Raw genomic sequence first — 16,631 nt, forward strand, 5'->3', positions numbered from 1 at the left:
TATGCTAAAATTTCTCAAAGATGGTCTGCAATACGGGTCCTATATTCTGAAAGATAGATCGATAGGCATGCACATTCCGTTTCGCCGGCATGTCAATCATTGTGTTGTCACGCTAGAAAATGGCGCCATCGCTGGCACAATCAAACTTGACGGTCTTCATTTTCAGACCATCGATCAATCTCGCCTCAATAGTCTTTCTGAACATTTCAATACAATTTTAAAATCGTTTGGGTCGTCGAAATATTCGATATGGTCAACCATCATCAGGAAAAAGATAAATATCGAGAATAATGGTAAATTTCAAAATAATTTTTGCCAGAATTTGAATGATAAATATTTCGACATGCTTCAAGAAAAGAACATGTTTACTAATGAAATTTATTTGACCGTTGTTGTTTCTGAGCAGAAAGGTGTTCTTGGCCTGGTCGATCGCTTGAATCGCTTCTCTTCAGGGCGTGGCCGGTCGCGCGTGATCAATGATCAAGATCAAGATGTTGTTGATCTGACTGAACGGCTGCAAACGATGAAAGAAGAGCTGCGGGCCTATGGTCCGCACATTCTTTCGATCGTTGAGCGCGAGGATGGCTTTTATTCTGAGCCGTGTGAGTTCTTCAACGCGCTTGCCATGATGGGCGTTGATCGCAAAATGCGTCTGCCCCGGATGCCGATCAATGAATATATCGGTCAGGCAAGGCTGTTTTTCTCGAAGAGAACAATTGAACTTAGTTCTGCCGTTGAGGAAGAAAAGCGGTTTGGTCAGTTTTTGAGCATTAAAGAATATCCGCCTTTCACTGCACCGGGTATGTTGAACAATCTACTGCATGTTGGTCAGGAATTTATTCTGACGCAAAGCTTCAGTCTTGTTGACAAGCCGATGGCACTTGAGCGTATTACACGTATTCAGCGTCAAATTTCTTCTTCCGATGCGCGTGATTCTTCTGTGGAAGATGATGTATCTTACGCGAGAAATGCTCTTCTTAATCAGGAGAGTGTGTTTGGCAACTATCATATGTCTCTGCTTGCAATCACGCGCGACTATGACGGCCTGTCTAAGACAGTTTCGGAACTGGCTAGATGCCTGACCGAAGCCAATATTGCCTGGGTTCGGGAAGACCTGAATTGCGAGCCGTCCTTTTGGGCACAATTTCCCGGCAATCATGCCTACATTGCCCGTAGTGCGATGCTGTCATCTGCCAATATTGCCGGTCTTGCATCCATGCACAACTTCCCGGTTGGCAATCGCACCGGCTTGAAGTGGGGCGAACCGATCTGCGTTTTTGAAACGACAAGCCAGACGCCGTTTTTCTTTTCCTTCCACAATGAAGGTGGCCTTGGTCATTTTCTGGTGACGGGTAAATCCGGGTCGGGCAAGACCGTCGCCTTGGCTTTTCTTTTGTCGCAGGCGTTCCGCGTTCGTCCGCGACCTAAAGCGGTGTTTTTTGACAAGGATCGTGGTGCGGAGGTTTTCATTCGAGCGATGGGCGGCCAGTATGAAATACTGAACCCCGATTTCACCACAGGTTTCAATCCGCTACAGATCAAGAACACCAATGAAAATCGCGTGTTTTTGACCAATCTCTTTAAAATCATGCTGGAAGTCTCCGGTGGTCCGGATGCAGCGGAAGAAGAGCAAATTCTCGAACGAGCCATCGGCGCCGTACTCAATTATCCGAAGGCGCAAAGACGGCTTTCTTATCTTCAGCAGCTCGTTCAGGGCCAAAGCAAGGGTCACGCGAATGATCTTGCGTCTCGCCTTCAGTCCTGGGTGGATGGCGATAAGGCATGGGTTTTCAATTCCGACACCGACATGCTTAACCTCGATGAAAAGCGCATTCTCGGTTTTGATATGTCAAAGATTTTCAAGCTTGGGGCCGTGCGCGGGCCGATCTTGATGTATTTGTTTCATCGGTTGCAGGAATTGCTCGATGGCGATCCCGTCATGGTCTTCATGGATGAAGGCTGGCAATTGCTGAACGATTCGGCCTTTACCGCCTTCATCCGCGATATGCTGAATACGTTCAGAAAGCGCAATGCGATTGTCGGTTTTGGCACGCAATCACCGAACGACATTGCGGCATCGCCCATTGGTCATACGCTGATCGAACAGACGGCGGTTCATCTTCATTTCCCGAATGACGGGGCAAATCGTGACGCCTATATCAATGACTTCAATCTTTCTGAGAAGGAGTTTTATTTCGTTCAAAACTCCGTGGCAGAGAGAAGATGTTTTCTGATTAAGAGCGCCAGGTCCAGCGTTATTGCCCGCCTCGATCTCTCGGGTATGCCGGATTATATCAAGGTCTTGAGTGGCGGCGAAAAGGCCGTCCTTGAGCTGGATCGGCTTCGCGCCGAGTTTGGTGACGATCCTCAAAACTGGCTTCCCCATTTTATGGGGAAAGCTTGATGAAACATGCGCGCTTTTTCCTTGTTGCTGCTTTGTCCTGCGCCGCATCTTCTGCCGTTGCGGGCGGTGTTCCTGTAATCGATTCGGTCAATCTCTCGACAAAAAACGATAGAGAAGGGACAACGGAACAAGTCTCTCAAACACAAAGCAACGCTTATACGCTTCATGCCGGCGTCAGTTGTGCGACGTTTCGGCATGGTCGGTCTAACGATCCAGTGTCGGCGGCACAGGCCAATCCAGAAATTGCCGGCATGGTCAAGCGTGTGGCGGATGAGGAAGGCGTGGATGAGGCTCTGTTCATGGGCCTTGTTTATCAGGAAAGCCGTTTCAATCCATGCGCCAAATCACCTGTTGGTGCAATTGGTCTGTCGCAACTCATGCCTGGAACTGCGCAAGGTCTCGGTGTGAACCCCAACAATATCGAAGACAATCTTCGAGGCGGTGCGCGCTATCTGAAACAACAGTTGCGCAAATTTAATGGTGACACGGCGAAAGCTCTGGCTGCCTATAATGCCGGAGCGGGCAACGTAATTAAATATGGTGGCATACCTCCGTTTAAAGAGACACAAAACTATGTTGCCTCCATCACCCAAAAGTGGATGCCAGCCTTCGGCGGGGCGGTAGGTGATATCCCGGTGAACTACGGATCGTCTGGCGAGGCGGTCAGTGACGCCAGGAACAACACTGTTGCCGCAATGGCAACGGCACAGGCAACTGGCGATAGTCTTGGGAATGTTGCCAGTTTCTACCAGCAGATGGGCAGCCAGTATACCGGGACGATTCAAGATGCATGGGACGCCAATGCGGGTGTCCGGAATGCTAACGGTTATATGGTGGACCGGGTGATGCAACTGTCTGCGATCTTTTCGCAGATGTTGAACGATAAGGCGGCGCTGAAACTGAGTTCCATTTCCGGCTCAAGTGAGTTCATGCCGTCGGTTTTTTCGTCGCCTAATGTTCCAATCATCTCTGCGCCTTCGAGAGAAGGTCTGCCGTCAAGCGGTTCTAGCAACGGAACAACCTCCAACGGATGCGACGCAAAGGCGGGTTTTGTTTGGAGTGATGCAGACAATGGCTGCGTTAAATCCACCAAGAATGACAACACTATTTCCATGCAATCGGAGTGAGTTTGATGAAGCAATATTTCTTTTCATCAACAGCAATTGCTTTTTCGTTGCTATATGGCGTTGCCTATGCCGGTGGTGTTCCGGTCTTCGATGAGCAGAATTATGAAGTTGCTCGGAGTACATCGCAAACAACATCGAATATCCTTTCTACCAATAAGGATATTTTATCGACTGTTCAAAATACGTTGAATGCTGTCACTGGTCAGCGAACGAATCTGTCGCAAGAACTGTCACAGGTTGCAGTTGGGTCCGGCTTTAGTGTCTCGTCTATGCCGTCGCTCGGTAGCATCATATCGGATGGCGTACCGAACTTTGGTTCCCTGTCCAGCTCGATTACCTCAGTTGCGACAAAATATATCAACGGGCTGAAACTGGTCAAAAATCTTTCCGGAATGACAAATTCAAGTTTTTCAGGGGATCAATCATATCAGCAGCTTTTAGGCACCGTTGCCTCAATCTCTGCCATGGTGACGGGAGTTCAACAGGCAGTTGATCAGCGGAAGACCGCGTTTCAGACAGCAGCCGGCAAGGTCGGTTCTGCGCCCGATATTAAAGGTTCCATTGATCAGAACACTCAGCTTCAGGTTCAAAGCGGTTTGACCATGAACGAGCTTGTCGGGGTGATGAATGGTGCCGTGACTTCGCTCCAAGCGGAAAACCAGCGAATTTTGACTGATATATCCAATACATCGAAAGTGTTGACCTATGCGAATTAAACCAGCTTTGCGGTTCGTTCCGCTGATCGCCCTCGTTTCTCTAGCTGGATGCGGTACTGTGGAAAGAACTGCGCCATGCAAACTCGCTTACAGTGCATCTAACGGCTTTCACGGTGACGGCTGCACGATCGACGGCCCTGTCAACAGCCCGTCAGTGAATGGTGGGCAGATACAAACCTTTCCCGAAATCCAGAATGGTCTAAGCAAATGACTGATTTTATCAGCTCCATTCTCACCTCTATTGACAATATGGGGGCAAATTTTTCGCAGGAAGCATATCAGGCTGTTTCGACGAATATTGCACCGGCGCTTGATGCCGGCTGCGTCCTTTATGTTGCACATTTTGGCCTCCTGTTGATGACCGGCGCCACGTCTTTGACCGGCAGGGAGATATTGTTCCGTATCACTCGCATGTCGCTGATCATCGCTTTAATTCAGTCATGGGGTCTTTTTGATCAGCTTTTCTATCAATGGATCAATCTTGCGCCTGAAACCGTTGGCAAGTCTATTCTGACCTTCACGCATTCCAGCGTATCGGACGCAACCTCTGGCCTGACAACGATCTGGGAGGTGGCGAACGAAGTCGGAATTTCCATTGTCAAGCGCGCAGGCTATTTCTCTATTCTGCCTGGATTGCTTGCAATTACACTTTATGTAGTTGCATGTATATTTATTGCAATAGCGCTGGCGCTCATCATACTTTCAAAAGTTATGATCTGGGTTCTGATTGGAACTGCACCAATATTTATTTCACTTTATCTCTTTGAAAGCACAAAGGGATTATCTCAATCATGGTTTAATCAATTGCTATTATACGCTTTTCTTCAATTATTTGTTTACATAGTATCTTCTTTTATGATTTCTTCAGTAGAAACAACGATGAATAATCTTCAAGTTGCAGCATCTAGCATGACTATACAAATATCGGATTTAGGCCCTTTCCTTTTAATTTGCGCGGCTGGCGTCTATATTCTTCTTCACGTTCAAACGCTTGCACAAGGCATTGCCGGTGGTTTTGCTATTAATGGCGCTGCATTTGCGGGCGCGGCACCAGCACTTGCGGGCGCTTTAGCTTGGAGAGCAGCCAAGCGGGGTAGTAAGGCGGCTTGGGCAGCAGCCAAGCGGGGTAGCAAGTCAGACGGAAGTGGCGGCGGTTCCGTCTCTAATAATGGTGCCAGCACAAGTGCAAGCGCCTTGCAAGATCGCATTCAAAACCAGTCTCTTCCGCTTTAATTCAGAGAGTTGAGTAAAAATGAAAAATCAAAAGATAGAGCCTTATTTTCATCAAGGCACCGTTTGGGAAGAGCAAAACCGTCGCTATCGGGCTGTCGTTTTGTGGCTTTCCATCCTCTTTTCGCTTTTGAGCCTCGTCGTGGCCGGCCTTTGCGCGCTGGCGCTCTACGGGCTTGCGCCCCTAAAAACCTTTGAACCCTACATCATTGAAGTCGATAAAACGACCGGCTACACGCAAATCCTCAACGAGCGGAATGCCTCGGTTGACGCATTGTCCATGACGGATCGCCAGGCCGTGACGCAGGCGAATGTAGTGCGCTATATCCGGGCCCGTGAGGGCTACGATCCGTTGTCGGTGAGCGATAATTTCAAGCTGGCGGCTCTTTTGTCTACCGGGCAGGCGGCGAAGGATTTGGCTGAGCTTTATGCCGACACGAACGAGAAAAGTCCGGTCAAGGTTTACGGCAAAAACACCAATGTTCTTGTCGAGATCAAGAGCGTCAGTTTTGGCAATGATACGACCGCACTAGTCCGCTTCTCTACCGAAGAAAAGACCGACACCAAAACCATTGTCCGGCATTGGGTTTCGGTTGTGCGGTTCCGCTACACCAGTCAGCCCGAGAAGAATCAGTGGCGCTTTGATAACCCGCTAGGGTTCCAGGTCACAAGTTACCGGCGCGACCAAGAAACCGTTACTGCGGGTCAATAAGATGAAAAAACATATCGCAATTCTTGCGGCCCTGTCGATTGCCGCACCGCTACCGGCTTTGGCGATGGAAGCGCCAAAAGCCGGCAATCTGGACAGCAAGATTCGCTCTGTTGTCTATCAGGAAAACAATGTCGTCAGGATTGACGCCACTTACGGCATTTCGACGGTTTTGATGTTTGATCCAGCGGAAAAATTCGAGACAGTTGCTCTCGGCGATACGCAGTCATGGCAGATCATGCCGAACAATGCGAAAAACATGCTGTTTCTCAAGCCTGTCGCCAAGAATGCTGAAACCAATCTAACCGTTGTGACCGATCAGCACGTCTATTTCCTTGAACTACATGATCACGCTCCTAGCGATCATGATAAGATCTATGGCGTCAGGTTTATTTATCCCGAAAACCAGAAGAGATTGGCGGTTCTGAAAGAAGCCCAATACAGGGCCGCGCATCCGAACATTGCCGGTATCGATAAGAGCAATGTGAATTATAATTATTCATATTCTGGCACGAAATCTCTGAAGCCCGTCGAAATGTTTGATGACGGGAAAAAAACCTTTTTCCGATTTGTCGGGAAGATCCCGGCGATCTTCGCCGTCGGTCAAGACTACAAGGAAAGCCTTGTCAATTTCAGGACCGAAGGACGGTATATCGTCGTTGATGGTGTCGCAAAGCAATATACGCTGCGCGACGGCGAACTTTACGTTTGCATTTTCAACCTCTCACGTCCTGACATGAACGGCCCGCGAAAAGATGTATTCGGCCCGAAATTCGAGCCTAACGCAGTAAAACGTTGGGGGAGCGGCAACTAATGAACAATTCTGATATGTTGAAATCCATCAATGAAGATGCTGAGGAAGCAGTCATTACGAAGCATAAGATGGAGAAGAAAAATCCGCTTCTTCTATTGGGCTTTGTCGGTCTGGCGCTAGGCGCGTCTTTCTTTGCCTATCAGGCATCAATGCCAACGCCGAAAAACCAGAAGCAGACACAAGAGGATTTCAGGCCGGGCGATCCTTTCGCCCCCCCATCCTTCTCGTTCGATAAGCCAAAGCCACCTGCCGATAACATTCTCAAGCTCCCACCACCACCGCCTTCGCCGCCACCAGCGCCGCAAGTGACAACTTTTAATGTGCCACCGCCGCCTGTCCAGGTATCGGCTCCGCCAACGCCTTTACCGGCGCAACAAAAGTCTGAAGACAACGCGCTTGATCCACGTTTCACGTCGAAAATGATGGCTTTTGATTATTCATCGCCACAAAGCGGGAGTGGGTCGTCTGATCTCACCAGAGGACAAAGCGGGCCAGTCGTTGCCGGAACCGACTCAAACAGCAAATACCTTGCAAATCTGGCACAGGTTGGAAGTCAGGCACAAACGGCCACCAAAATTGCCCGTATCGATGCGCTTGTTGCGCAAGGAACTATCATTCCTGGCATTCTTGAAACGGCGATCTCGTCAGACTTGCCGGGCGAAATCCGGGCGATCACGAGTTCGGATGTTTACAGCTTTGACGGAAGACGGGTCCTCATTCCTGCCGGAACGCGGCTGATTGGCGAATATAATTCTGACATTACCACCGGCCAGACCCGGATTTTCATCATTTGGACGCGGCTCATTCGCAATGATGGGGTATCCGTTAGGCTCGATAGCTATGGCACCGACCAAATCGGTCGATCCGGTCTGACCGGCGATGTCGATAATCACTGGCGGGCGCGGTTTGGCTCGGCCATTCTGCTTTCTATGGTTGGCGGGGCTTCTTCCTATGTCGCTGGCGGCACCAGCACTTCGGATACCAGTGCAGCTTACCAGGCCCGCCAGACAATGGCAGAATCGTTCTCGCAAATGTCTAATCAGACGCTTGAAAAGACGATTTCTATTCCACCAACAATTAACGTTCAACAGGGCGCAAGGATCAATATTTTCGTCAGAAGAGATTTGGATTTCTCTGCCTTTTATCCTGATCCTGTCACTGAAGCGGAGAAAGAAATACTGCATGAACGTCGCAATTAATACGAAAGAGATGCACTATCCGCTGTTGCAAGCTCTTTCTCCTCTTCAGAAATTTCTCGATGATGAAAATATCATCGAGATTTCCGTCAATGCACCGGGCTACGTTTTCATTGAGCGCCTGGGTTCAATCTATATGGAACGTCATGACGTTCCAGAACTCGACGGCGCGGCAATCAGGTTGCTTTCTGAACGCGTTGCGACAACCACCAAGCAATTTATCAATCAGCAGCACCCGCTTTTGGGTGCTGCATTGCCATTGCGATCGGAACGCATTCAATTCGTCATTTCACCAGCCTGTGAAGGAGAAGGGATTTTCTCGATCCGCAAGCAGGTCATGAAAAACATGACGCTTGACGACTACGAGAAAACAGGGGCGTTCGACAAAATCTGTCTTTCTTCTTCCGGCAGTTCTGAAATCGATGAGCGCCTATCCCATCTTTTGAAACAGGAAAAATATGGGGAGTTTCTACGCACAGCGATTGCCGGCCATGTCACTATGCTGATCAGCGGAGGGACGGGAACTGGCAAGACCACCTTCATGAATGCCTGCCTCCATGCAGTGGATTTGAACGAGCGGATCATCACCATTGAAGATGCACGCGAACTTCATCCACCGCATCAGAACATTGTTCACCTGGTTGCGTCCAAGGGAGGCCAAGGGCGAGCCTCTGTCTCTATTCAGGATTTATTGGAAGCATCCTTGCGCCTGCGCCCGGACCGGATTTTTCTGGGCGAGGTGCGCGGTAGCGAGGTGGTATCATTTCTGCAGGCCGTCAATACCGGCCATCCTGGATCGATGTGTACGGTTCACGCCGATAATCCAACAAGCGCTTATGAGCGCATTGCCATGATGATGATGCAGTCTGGCGCGGCGCCAACGCTCACCCGTGACGATCTTATAAGATATATCAAAAGCGCCATACCAATCGTCATACAGCTCACAAGGAATGGCGGTCATCGCGGCCTATCAGAAATCTATTTTGCCAGAAGTGACGACCATGGAATTTAATCGCAAGACAGTCATTTTAGCGGCGGTTGCCGCTTTTTTTTTAACGGTCTTTATCGCTGAAATCGTCTATTGCCTCTACTGGGTCGTATCCTATCACGATTCCACCTTATTGAAGGCGATCTCGTCTCAACCTTTCTTGCCCTTTGAGCAGGTCTATTTCTATTGGGGGAATGCGATCGTTCGCAAGGCGGCCGCAACGGCTTTGCTCATTGCTGCCTTGATAGCCGCGATGATTACTCTTCTTCTTTTTCGCCGTAAAAAGGAGCCGTTGGGCAATGCAGCGTTCCAGACGGTTTCCGAAATCAGTTCTGGGAAGTTTTTCAGGAAAAAGGGCCATATTTTCGGCAAAGCCGGCAATCGGATCATTCGGGCTTTGGACGATGGCCACCACTTGGTGATCGGTCCGACGCGATCGGGTAAAGGTGTTGGCTATGTCATCACGAATGCCTTAATGCATGTGGGCTCGATGATCGTCACTGATCTCAAGGGCGAGGTCTGGAATGCCACAGCCGGCTATCGTGTTTCGCAAGGAAATCGTGTTTTCCGCTTTGCTCCAGGTCAAGATTTTTCACATCGATACAATCCCCTTGATTTCGTTCGTCCTGACATTGGCGATAGGACCACGGATATTCAGAACATCGCACTGACACTCATACCGGAAAAAGGCGGAGATGGTGCGATTTGGTCGCAACTGGCACAACAGATTGCCGCCGCGCTGATCAGCTATATTCTTGAGAGTGATCGTTTTGAGGGTCGTCGCAATCTCGGGGAACTGAATAATCTGATCAATAGCGGGCAGAGCTTGCAGGAGAAAATGGAAAATATTTTGAGGCGGGAAAGAGATCTTTCTAAGTTCACCATTCAAGGTTTCAACCAGTTTATTCAGATGCCGGAAAAAACGGCAGGATCGGCCTTGACCGATTTGCAGGCAGCTTTGAACCCGTGGAAAAATGAGAAAATTGCCGCTTCTACGGCAATGACTGATCATGCTTTCAAAGACGCGATCTATAACCTCAAAAAACAACCATCAAGCATTTATATAACACCAAACGTGTCTGACATGACCTTGTTGCGTCCGCTCATGGCGCTTTTTGTCCAACAAATCATGAATATACTTCTTTTGAAGCACGAGCAGAAAGCTTTGACGACATTTTTCCTGCTTGACGAATTTCGTCAGCTTGGAAAAATGCAACAACTTATGACAAGTTTGCCATATGTCGCCGGGTATAACATTAAATTTGCTTTCGTCATTCAGGACTTGAAAGGAGTGGATGGCATTTATGGCGAACACGAGCGGACCTCGATGCTCGCCAATTGCCGCTACCAGATGGTTCTTGGGGCAAACGATAATGTCACAGCCGAATTTGTTTCAAAGGCCCTGGGCCAGGTGACAGTCCGGTATAACTCACGGTCTCAATCAGGGGGGTTTGGCGGTATTGGCGGATATTCCCGCACAACCTTGAATGAGACGATCCGCGACCGTGCTTTGATGATGCCGCAAGAAATTCGTCAAATGCCGCAGAAACAAATGCTTTTGCTTATCGAAGGGCAGAAACCAATAAAGTGCCAAAAACTGCGATTTTATGAAACCAATCCGTTTAAAGAGGCCGAAGCTTACGCACAGCAACACGTTCCCATGGTCCCATCCGTTTTTATCGGTGCTTTTGGTTCATCCCCCAATCTTCAGCGGGTTCTCGATGAGGCGGATAGCAGAGACGACGAACAAGAGGATCAGGGCCGGGACGAAGACGAGGACCAGAACGTTGAAGAGGAAAATACCGTTGAACAACCAGCAGAACGAAATCAATTTGTCGATCAGTTGTCGTTGCTCGAAATGAAGGCACAGGAGGCGAATGACCGGCTTAACCAACGCATTCAAGCGCTGGAAAAAGCTATCAATGAGGCGGCCCGAAAAGCGCCGCGGAAGGTCAGACCGGAGATTGAGGATCTGTTTAACGCAACGGTTCCTGATCCAGAAACGGCGACTTAAACAGCAAGACCAAGCCATATTGAATGAAAGACCGGCGATAGCCGGTCTTTTTGGTTTCTTCCTGGTGGAGATTGTTTTCCAGCCTTAGAGCTGCGGGAGCAGCTCGTTGAGGCCGGAGCCGCCGCGTTGCGGCGCGCGCAGCAGGCGAAGGCAACCCGCGCCCGTAAGGTTGCGCCGTAGGGATTGCCGAAGCCTTGTGAGAAACAAAAAAACCGCCCGAAGGCGGTTTTTCAATGACGATGGACTATGATTACCTGAACTCATTTTGAACGAGACTCATCCAGTGATCGACATGCCTGTATAGTGACATTGCCGCGTCCATCACAGCATGTACACCAGCATCCACCAGGTAGAAAGCGAACATGGCAAGCAAAACACAGCCAAACACAGCACCAAGGGCACTCCCCTCTGTGTCGCCTTTCTGGCGGTTTTCATGCAGATGGACTAGATATGATGGTGGTTGCTCAAACATGGGATTACCTTTCTAAATCATTCCGGCCCTTTGTTGCCGATTTCTGGGCCGCCGCCTTGCTAGGTTTAGCCACCTGTTTTTCATCAGATGTTCTATTATTGTTCTTCTTCTGCCCGGAAGCAAGAGCTTTTTCGTTAGAAGGTTGTTTTTCTTCGCTATTCTGTTGCTTTTCTCCCACAAGGGATGCCTCCCATGTTCTTCTGTCAACCATGCGATTTTCGCGGACTTTCTCTCCGTTTTCCAGCGTCGTGATGACTGTTTTTTCAACCTTGTGGACGCCGACTTCTTTCAGCTCAACAGACTGCCCCTTTTGAAGTCCGGAACGATCGATCGCATCCGGCAGATCAATACCCCAAATACGGATTTCCTTGTGGCCCGTATTGAGTACGGCATAGCCGGTTTTTTCCTGTTTTGGATCATCCTTGTAATTTCCATGCCCGTAATCGACAAGGACACCGACAACGCCACTTGCGTAATTGAGCGCATCATCACTGCGGCCATTGCCCCTATTCTCGGCAACGTCTTTTTCAGATTCAGATGCCCGCCTCCCTTGCTTTTCGGTGCTGGCGTCTTGCGCTTTTCCGACTGCTTGATTTTCAGCAGTAGATTTCTGTCTTGCATCGGTAGCAATAATCTCATTGGTAAGAAATCGTGCCTCTCGCTTTGCCACCTCTTGCCAGTCAAGTTCACTCGGCTGATAGCCGGTGGCATTTATGCCCCGCGCGTTAGCCTCTATCCAGGCTTCGCGACGAAAATCCTTTGTGCCTTTCAGGGCAACGCTCGTCCAACCGCGATGTGCCGCCGTATCAAGCATGAGCCCCACAGCTTCCTCGCGGAAAATCTTCGCTTTCAGAACATGCGCGTTAGCGTGGAACAGCTCTTCCTTGCCCTTACTGTCGATGTAAACTCTGGTGACATCATCGCTCTCCGCCAGATAGAACCGGCGCTTGAGATCGGGCGGGAATGGCGTTTCATCGCGTCCCGCTTCGTTTTTCGCAATGGGCTGAGAAGGATCAACGGCGACCTCATTTTCAGCCCTTGCGGTGGGTTGGTCCTTGATTTTGTTGGCTTCATTATGCCGCGCCACGGTATGAAGGTCGGCCATATATTCGCCAATTGTCAATTTCACATCTTGAAGAAAAGTCTCCGGGTCTTTCCCCTCCTGTTTAAGCTTTTCCTCTAGTGTCTGCATGGCGGCCTGAATTTTGGCTTCCCGCTGCTTAACTTCATCCAATGTAATATCCAGCATATTAAATCCCTCTATTGCCGAACGATAAACGGTATCAATATAAGATACCTTCTTTTCAGCAGGATCACTATGACTTTCATCTGAAAACAATGCTTTTTCAAAGCGATATATCATCTTTTCCGCATAAGCCGATATCGTCGAATTTTCACTTTTTTTGATAACATCAGCCCATGTTTTCAACGCACTGGCCGCAACCTCAAGCGATCGTTCGGTTTTAGCGACCGCCGGATGCTCCAGCCTTTTCTGACGGTATCGCCTGTCCGCTGATGCACTGGTGCCAATATGCCGGGTGCGGCCCTCGCGCTCGATGGCTCTGACCTGCTTTTGTGTATAGGCCGGTGCGCTTGCACGTTCACGCCGATCCGTCACTTCCATCGCGATACCATGCTCACGCGCTTTTTGCGCCAAATCAGTGCGCCATGCCTTAAGCAAGGCTGGCGACGTGCGTAAACGCCGGCCATCACGATCTTTCATCGTGATCAGTGCGTGAACGTGGATATGATCGCGCTGGCCGCCTTCCGCCTTTCCCTTCGTATCGCTGAAAGGATCATGCTGAGAAAATACGTATTTATGACGGCTGAAGGTTTGAGCAAGAAAATCCCGGGCGGCCCGCTCGAACGCAGCCTCATCCGTTCCAGCTCTGGCAGAGACGATCAGATGCATGATGTCACGACCCCGCCGGCTCTGCATCGGCTTGCGCCATTCGCGCTGGACAATCGCCGCAGCCTGCTTTCGATCGTCAATGATCCTGTTCTTGTCGTCTCTCAAACTGTCAGCCTCATCGAGCATCTGACGCATCTTTGCCGTCGCGTAATCGACGCCGTGACCAGACGAATGAAACGAGAATCTTGCAGGATATGTCGGACCAGGCTCACTATCCCGATAGCGCTGTTCAACAGCACGCGCCCCTTCCGCATCTGCGGTCAAGCGCGTTCCTTGCTGATCGCTCAAAACCAGAATGCCTTGAACGGATAGTCGGCCTGGTGCTGCCGCCAAAAAATGGTAGCCAAAGCGCCGATCCGGTCCAACCGCTGCTCTAATTGCTTCTTGAGCTGCCGCATGGGCGTCATCCTCACTCCCAAACGGATAAGCCTCCAGCTCCATTGAAAAAACACCAACGTCTTTACTCTCGCCTCTGTGATCAAGATACCCTTCCCACGCCTCACCCAATCCGTTCAGTTGCTCACGGGTTTCCAGTATCTCCCCATTCTGGTCCTCCAGCTTGATACCCCCACTTCTGGAAATATAATTGACCATCGCGGAAAGCCGCTGCGTTCCGGCATAACTTACGATTTTCACAACGGCAGGCTGAGCGCCTGAAGCAAGAGAAGTGAAACGGCGGGCTGCTTCGCTTGGCTCGTGAGCGGGCCCTTGATCGTTCGACTTTGGCAACCGAGACGGCAGAACGTAAGATTGACCACGCCCCTTTTGGTTAAAAAGCTCGTCCTCGATCTCATCGTCTGCGGCAGCTTTGCGAAGCCAGAGATAGATATCATCCTGATCAGTCACGGCTATCATCAACCTCACCACGCCGCCTGCGAGGCGCAACGGATCGAAGATAAACAAGCTCACTATCAACGCGTTCGTGTACAGCAAGAACGTTCTTAAGCTGGGTCAAAATCTCGTCTGAATGCACTTGCCTATTGCTGTTCAAGGCGCGGGCAATCTGGTTGATGTTGACGCCAATCTTGCGCATATCCGAAAGAATTTTTGCAAGGATACGAATGTCCTGTTCGGTAAAAAATGGGCTGATACCCGCCCCTTCCAGAACAACCGACCTGTAGAAAGAAGACGGATTCACCCCCGCCTCTCTAGCAGCAGCCTCAACTTTATCCTTCTGACGTTTGCTCATTCTGATCTTGACTGTTTGGTCGAGAACTTCACGCATTAACGAACCCAAAACATTAGAGATAAATATATTATAATAGTCTGCATAATGACTATTGCAAAATGTACCACATTTTTGCGTATCCTGCCAAATCAATTCTAAGAAAAGACCTCCGGGGGGCGCTCACCAAGGTTCACCTGCTGTTTCCGCTTTCGCCTGCATCGGACAGCCGTGCTCGGCCAAAAGGTTCGCTCCGCTTTTCTCCTTTCGGCCTGTGCGCGTCCGACCGAATTTGCGAATGCGCGGCTCCAGGGTTCACTAAAGCGGTGAACACTTCAAAAATATCACACGATATTATCGTGTGATATTTTCGATCCGACAAATCGTGTTTTTGAGCCAAGTGTCTATACCGTGTGAAAGATCGTTGTCATGATATAGGTGTTACATGTTTAAAGATGCTATTGGAAATCATTAACACCGCATGGACACATCGTTTATAAGATCATATAAACAGTATGTTAGCATCGTGTATTCGTAACGATGTTAACATCTTAAAATCGATGTGTTCGTGTTTTCAGCTCTAAGGAGCGAAGCGATTATATTCAGATCAACATATATTAGAGGTCACAATGACAATCCGTATATCCGCTGTCAGTGGTAAGGGTGGAGCTGGTAAAACAACGGCTGTTATATTAGTTGCGGGTGAATATGCTCTGGAGGGCAAAAAGGTCTTACTGATTGACGCTGACGGACGACAAAATCTTTCAACGTGGCTTAAGCGATCAATCGACAAAAGCAATGAACCGGCCAATATATCGCTTGTTGTCTCTGCAACGGATGCAGGCATACGTAAAATTTTGGAGCGGGATGCTCTCAATTACGATGTGGTGATCATGGATTCACCAGGGCAAGACACAGTGACCCGTGATACCATTATTGCTGTATCTGATGTAGTGATGACACCAATTCAGCCAGCACAAGACGAGATTCTAGCAGCAGGCCAAGCCGCAAGCGACGTTGCAGACATAAGTGACACTGTGGGACGGAATATTTTGCATTTGATATATCGGACCCGGATCAGCATGCCAAACAGAGCACTTCAAGAGTATAGGCTCATCCGACCGTTTGTCGAAAATCTTCAGAAGGGCGGTTATAATTCATGCCTAATGGAGACCGAATTGGTAGAGCGCAATCCGTATCGAGAAATACGGACTGGATATGGAACATTGCAAATGCTCGAATTATCCGATTCTGTTAACAAAGCACGTGCCGAAGTTTTATCCTTCAAGCGAGAAATTGAAATGTATCTGAATGGGAAATTGGAGGGTTCCAATAATGACTAAACGTGAAACCTCCGCGAGTGATTTTATAATTGCCCCCCGAAAACAACGTGCTGAATCTTCAAACGGAACAACGGATATTAAAAAAATAGAAAATAAAATCGAGGATAATATTTCAGAAATAGAAAATGATATTTCGTCATCATCAATTGAGAAAAATTCAGCTAGCGGTCGCGAAGAGACAAAACTAATATCAGTAGACAAAAGTGTTCAGCGTGAACGTTCCACAAGTAGAGCATTACGTCAAGAAGCATCTCGTTTGCGATTTCAAGATCTAAAGCAAAAAAAAGATCGAGAAAGCAAGCATTACGTCAATTGCCCACTCGATTACGATACTAAACAACGATTAGCTAAAGCATCAATCGACAATCAGATCAAAATGACCGTAATCATTAAGGCTGCAATTGATCAATTCCTTCGTGATAATGGCTATTAATGAACACTATTTTCGAATCAGAATTGAGTTGAGTTTTACCTAGAGACGCTTGCTATTTGCTAAGGTTGACGGGAAAAAAGGCGGCATAGGCTCTTGACCCGCCTTGGC

At 48.9% G+C, this 16,631-nt stretch carries 14 protein-coding genes; 11 read left to right on the forward strand and 3 right to left on the reverse strand.

The window, feature by feature from the left end:
- Position 1: 1 nt before the first annotated feature.
- The 9 genes from NAC44_RS20555 to NAC44_RS20595 all read left to right on the forward strand — a co-directional run bounded on the left by NAC44_RS20555 (position 2) and on the right by NAC44_RS20595 (position 11,198).
- Positions 2-2,404: a VirB4 family type IV secretion/conjugal transfer ATPase gene (locus NAC44_RS20555; RefSeq protein WP_250943505.1), complete on the forward strand. Its 2,403-nt coding sequence runs from the start codon at positions 2-4 to the stop codon at positions 2,402-2,404.
- Complete coding sequence (locus NAC44_RS21300) at positions 2,404-3,531, forward strand: lytic transglycosylase domain-containing protein (RefSeq protein WP_274706988.1); 1,128 nt, start codon at positions 2,404-2,406, stop codon at positions 3,529-3,531. Before NAC44_RS20555 ends, NAC44_RS21300 begins: the two co-directional genes overlap by 1 nt.
- A gap of 5 nt (positions 3,532-3,536) precedes the next feature.
- Complete coding sequence (locus NAC44_RS20565; protein ID WP_250943487.1) at positions 3,537-4,247, forward strand: type IV secretion system protein; 711 nt, start codon at positions 3,537-3,539, stop codon at positions 4,245-4,247.
- A gap of 207 nt (positions 4,248-4,454) precedes the next feature.
- Positions 4,455-5,480 carry a TrbL/VirB6 family protein gene (locus NAC44_RS20570; protein WP_250943488.1) on the forward strand — a complete coding sequence of 342 codons (1,026 nt, stop codon included), beginning with the start codon at positions 4,455-4,457 and terminating at the stop codon, positions 5,478-5,480.
- Between the two features lie 19 nt (positions 5,481-5,499).
- Complete coding sequence (locus tag NAC44_RS20575; RefSeq protein WP_250943489.1) at positions 5,500-6,189, forward strand: VirB8 family type IV secretion system protein; 690 nt, start codon at positions 5,500-5,502, stop codon at positions 6,187-6,189.
- 1 nt (position 6,190) lies between these two features.
- Entirely contained in the window at positions 6,191-7,000 is an 810-nt protein-coding gene (virB9, locus tag NAC44_RS20580; RefSeq protein WP_250943490.1) for a P-type conjugative transfer protein VirB9, read from the forward strand.
- Complete coding sequence (gene virB10 / locus NAC44_RS20585; RefSeq protein WP_250943491.1) at positions 7,000-8,199, forward strand: type IV secretion system protein VirB10; 1,200 nt, start codon at positions 7,000-7,002, stop codon at positions 8,197-8,199. Before virB9 ends, virB10 begins: the two co-directional genes overlap by 1 nt.
- The gene (virB11, locus tag NAC44_RS20590) at positions 8,183-9,208 is read left to right on the forward strand and encodes a P-type DNA transfer ATPase VirB11 (RefSeq protein ID WP_250943492.1); all 1,026 of its coding nucleotides are present in this window, start codon (positions 8,183-8,185) and stop codon (positions 9,206-9,208) included. The genes virB10 and virB11 overlap by 17 nt, the downstream gene beginning before the upstream one ends.
- Positions 9,147-11,198, forward strand: coding sequence for a type IV secretory system conjugative DNA transfer family protein (locus tag NAC44_RS20595; RefSeq protein ID WP_250943493.1), 2,052 nt, complete (start codon positions 9,147-9,149; stop codon positions 11,196-11,198). The genes virB11 and NAC44_RS20595 overlap by 62 nt, the downstream gene beginning before the upstream one ends.
- 250 nt (positions 11,199-11,448) lie before the next feature.
- On the opposite strand, the gene NAC44_RS20600 is transcribed toward NAC44_RS20595, so the two are convergent.
- The 3 genes from NAC44_RS20600 to NAC44_RS20610 are packed head-to-tail and all read right to left on the reverse strand — an operon-like array spanning position 11,449 to position 14,807.
- Entirely contained in the window at positions 11,449-11,670 is a 222-nt protein-coding gene (locus NAC44_RS20600; RefSeq protein ID WP_250943494.1) for a hypothetical protein, read from the reverse strand.
- 4 nt (positions 11,671-11,674) lie between these two features.
- Entirely contained in the window at positions 11,675-14,485 is a 2,811-nt protein-coding gene (locus tag NAC44_RS20605; protein ID WP_250943495.1) for an LPD7 domain-containing protein, read from the reverse strand.
- Positions 14,421-14,807: a plasmid mobilization protein gene (locus tag NAC44_RS20610; RefSeq protein ID WP_250943497.1), complete on the reverse strand. Its 387-nt coding sequence runs from the start codon at positions 14,805-14,807 to the stop codon at positions 14,421-14,423. Before NAC44_RS20610 ends, NAC44_RS20605 begins: the two co-directional genes overlap by 65 nt.
- 569 nt (positions 14,808-15,376) lie before the next feature.
- Between NAC44_RS20610 and NAC44_RS20615 the strand changes: the two genes are divergently transcribed.
- Positions 15,377-16,090 carry a ParA family protein gene (locus NAC44_RS20615; protein WP_250943498.1) on the forward strand — a complete coding sequence of 238 codons (714 nt, stop codon included), beginning with the start codon at positions 15,377-15,379 and terminating at the stop codon, positions 16,088-16,090.
- Complete coding sequence (locus NAC44_RS20620; RefSeq protein ID WP_250943500.1) at positions 16,083-16,523, forward strand: hypothetical protein; 441 nt, start codon at positions 16,083-16,085, stop codon at positions 16,521-16,523. Before NAC44_RS20615 ends, NAC44_RS20620 begins: the two co-directional genes overlap by 8 nt.
- The last annotated feature ends 108 nt before the right edge of the window (positions 16,524-16,631 follow it).

Origin of the sequence: Allorhizobium sonneratiae (assembly GCF_023700755.1) — a bacterium.
In the GTDB taxonomy this organism is placed as follows: Bacteria; Pseudomonadota; Alphaproteobacteria; order Rhizobiales; family Rhizobiaceae; genus Allorhizobium; species Allorhizobium sonneratiae.

Coding starts and splice junctions, on each gene's coding strand:
- NAC44_RS20555 (WP_250943505.1), top strand. CDS start 2: ATGCTAAAATTTCTCAAAGATGGTCTGCAATACGGGTCCTATATTCTG.
- NAC44_RS21300 (WP_274706988.1), top strand. CDS start 2,404: ATGAAACATGCGCGCTTTTTCCTTGTTGCTGCTTTGTCCTGCGCCGCA.
- NAC44_RS20565 (WP_250943487.1), top strand. CDS start 3,537: ATGAAGCAATATTTCTTTTCATCAACAGCAATTGCTTTTTCGTTGCTA.
- NAC44_RS20570 (WP_250943488.1), top strand. CDS start 4,455: ATGACTGATTTTATCAGCTCCATTCTCACCTCTATTGACAATATGGGG.
- NAC44_RS20575 (WP_250943489.1), top strand. CDS start 5,500: ATGAAAAATCAAAAGATAGAGCCTTATTTTCATCAAGGCACCGTTTGG.
- virB9 (WP_250943490.1), top strand. CDS start 6,191: ATGAAAAAACATATCGCAATTCTTGCGGCCCTGTCGATTGCCGCACCG.
- virB10 (WP_250943491.1), top strand. CDS start 7,000: ATGAACAATTCTGATATGTTGAAATCCATCAATGAAGATGCTGAGGAA.
- virB11 (WP_250943492.1), top strand. CDS start 8,183: ATGAACGTCGCAATTAATACGAAAGAGATGCACTATCCGCTGTTGCAA.
- NAC44_RS20595 (WP_250943493.1), top strand. CDS start 9,147: ATGGCGGTCATCGCGGCCTATCAGAAATCTATTTTGCCAGAAGTGACG.
- NAC44_RS20600 (WP_250943494.1), bottom strand. CDS start 11,670: ATGTTTGAGCAACCACCATCATATCTAGTCCATCTGCATGAAAACCGC.
- NAC44_RS20610 (WP_250943497.1), bottom strand. CDS start 14,807: ATGCGTGAAGTTCTCGACCAAACAGTCAAGATCAGAATGAGCAAACGT.
- NAC44_RS20615 (WP_250943498.1), top strand. CDS start 15,377: ATGACAATCCGTATATCCGCTGTCAGTGGTAAGGGTGGAGCTGGTAAA.
- NAC44_RS20620 (WP_250943500.1), top strand. CDS start 16,083: ATGACTAAACGTGAAACCTCCGCGAGTGATTTTATAATTGCCCCCCGA.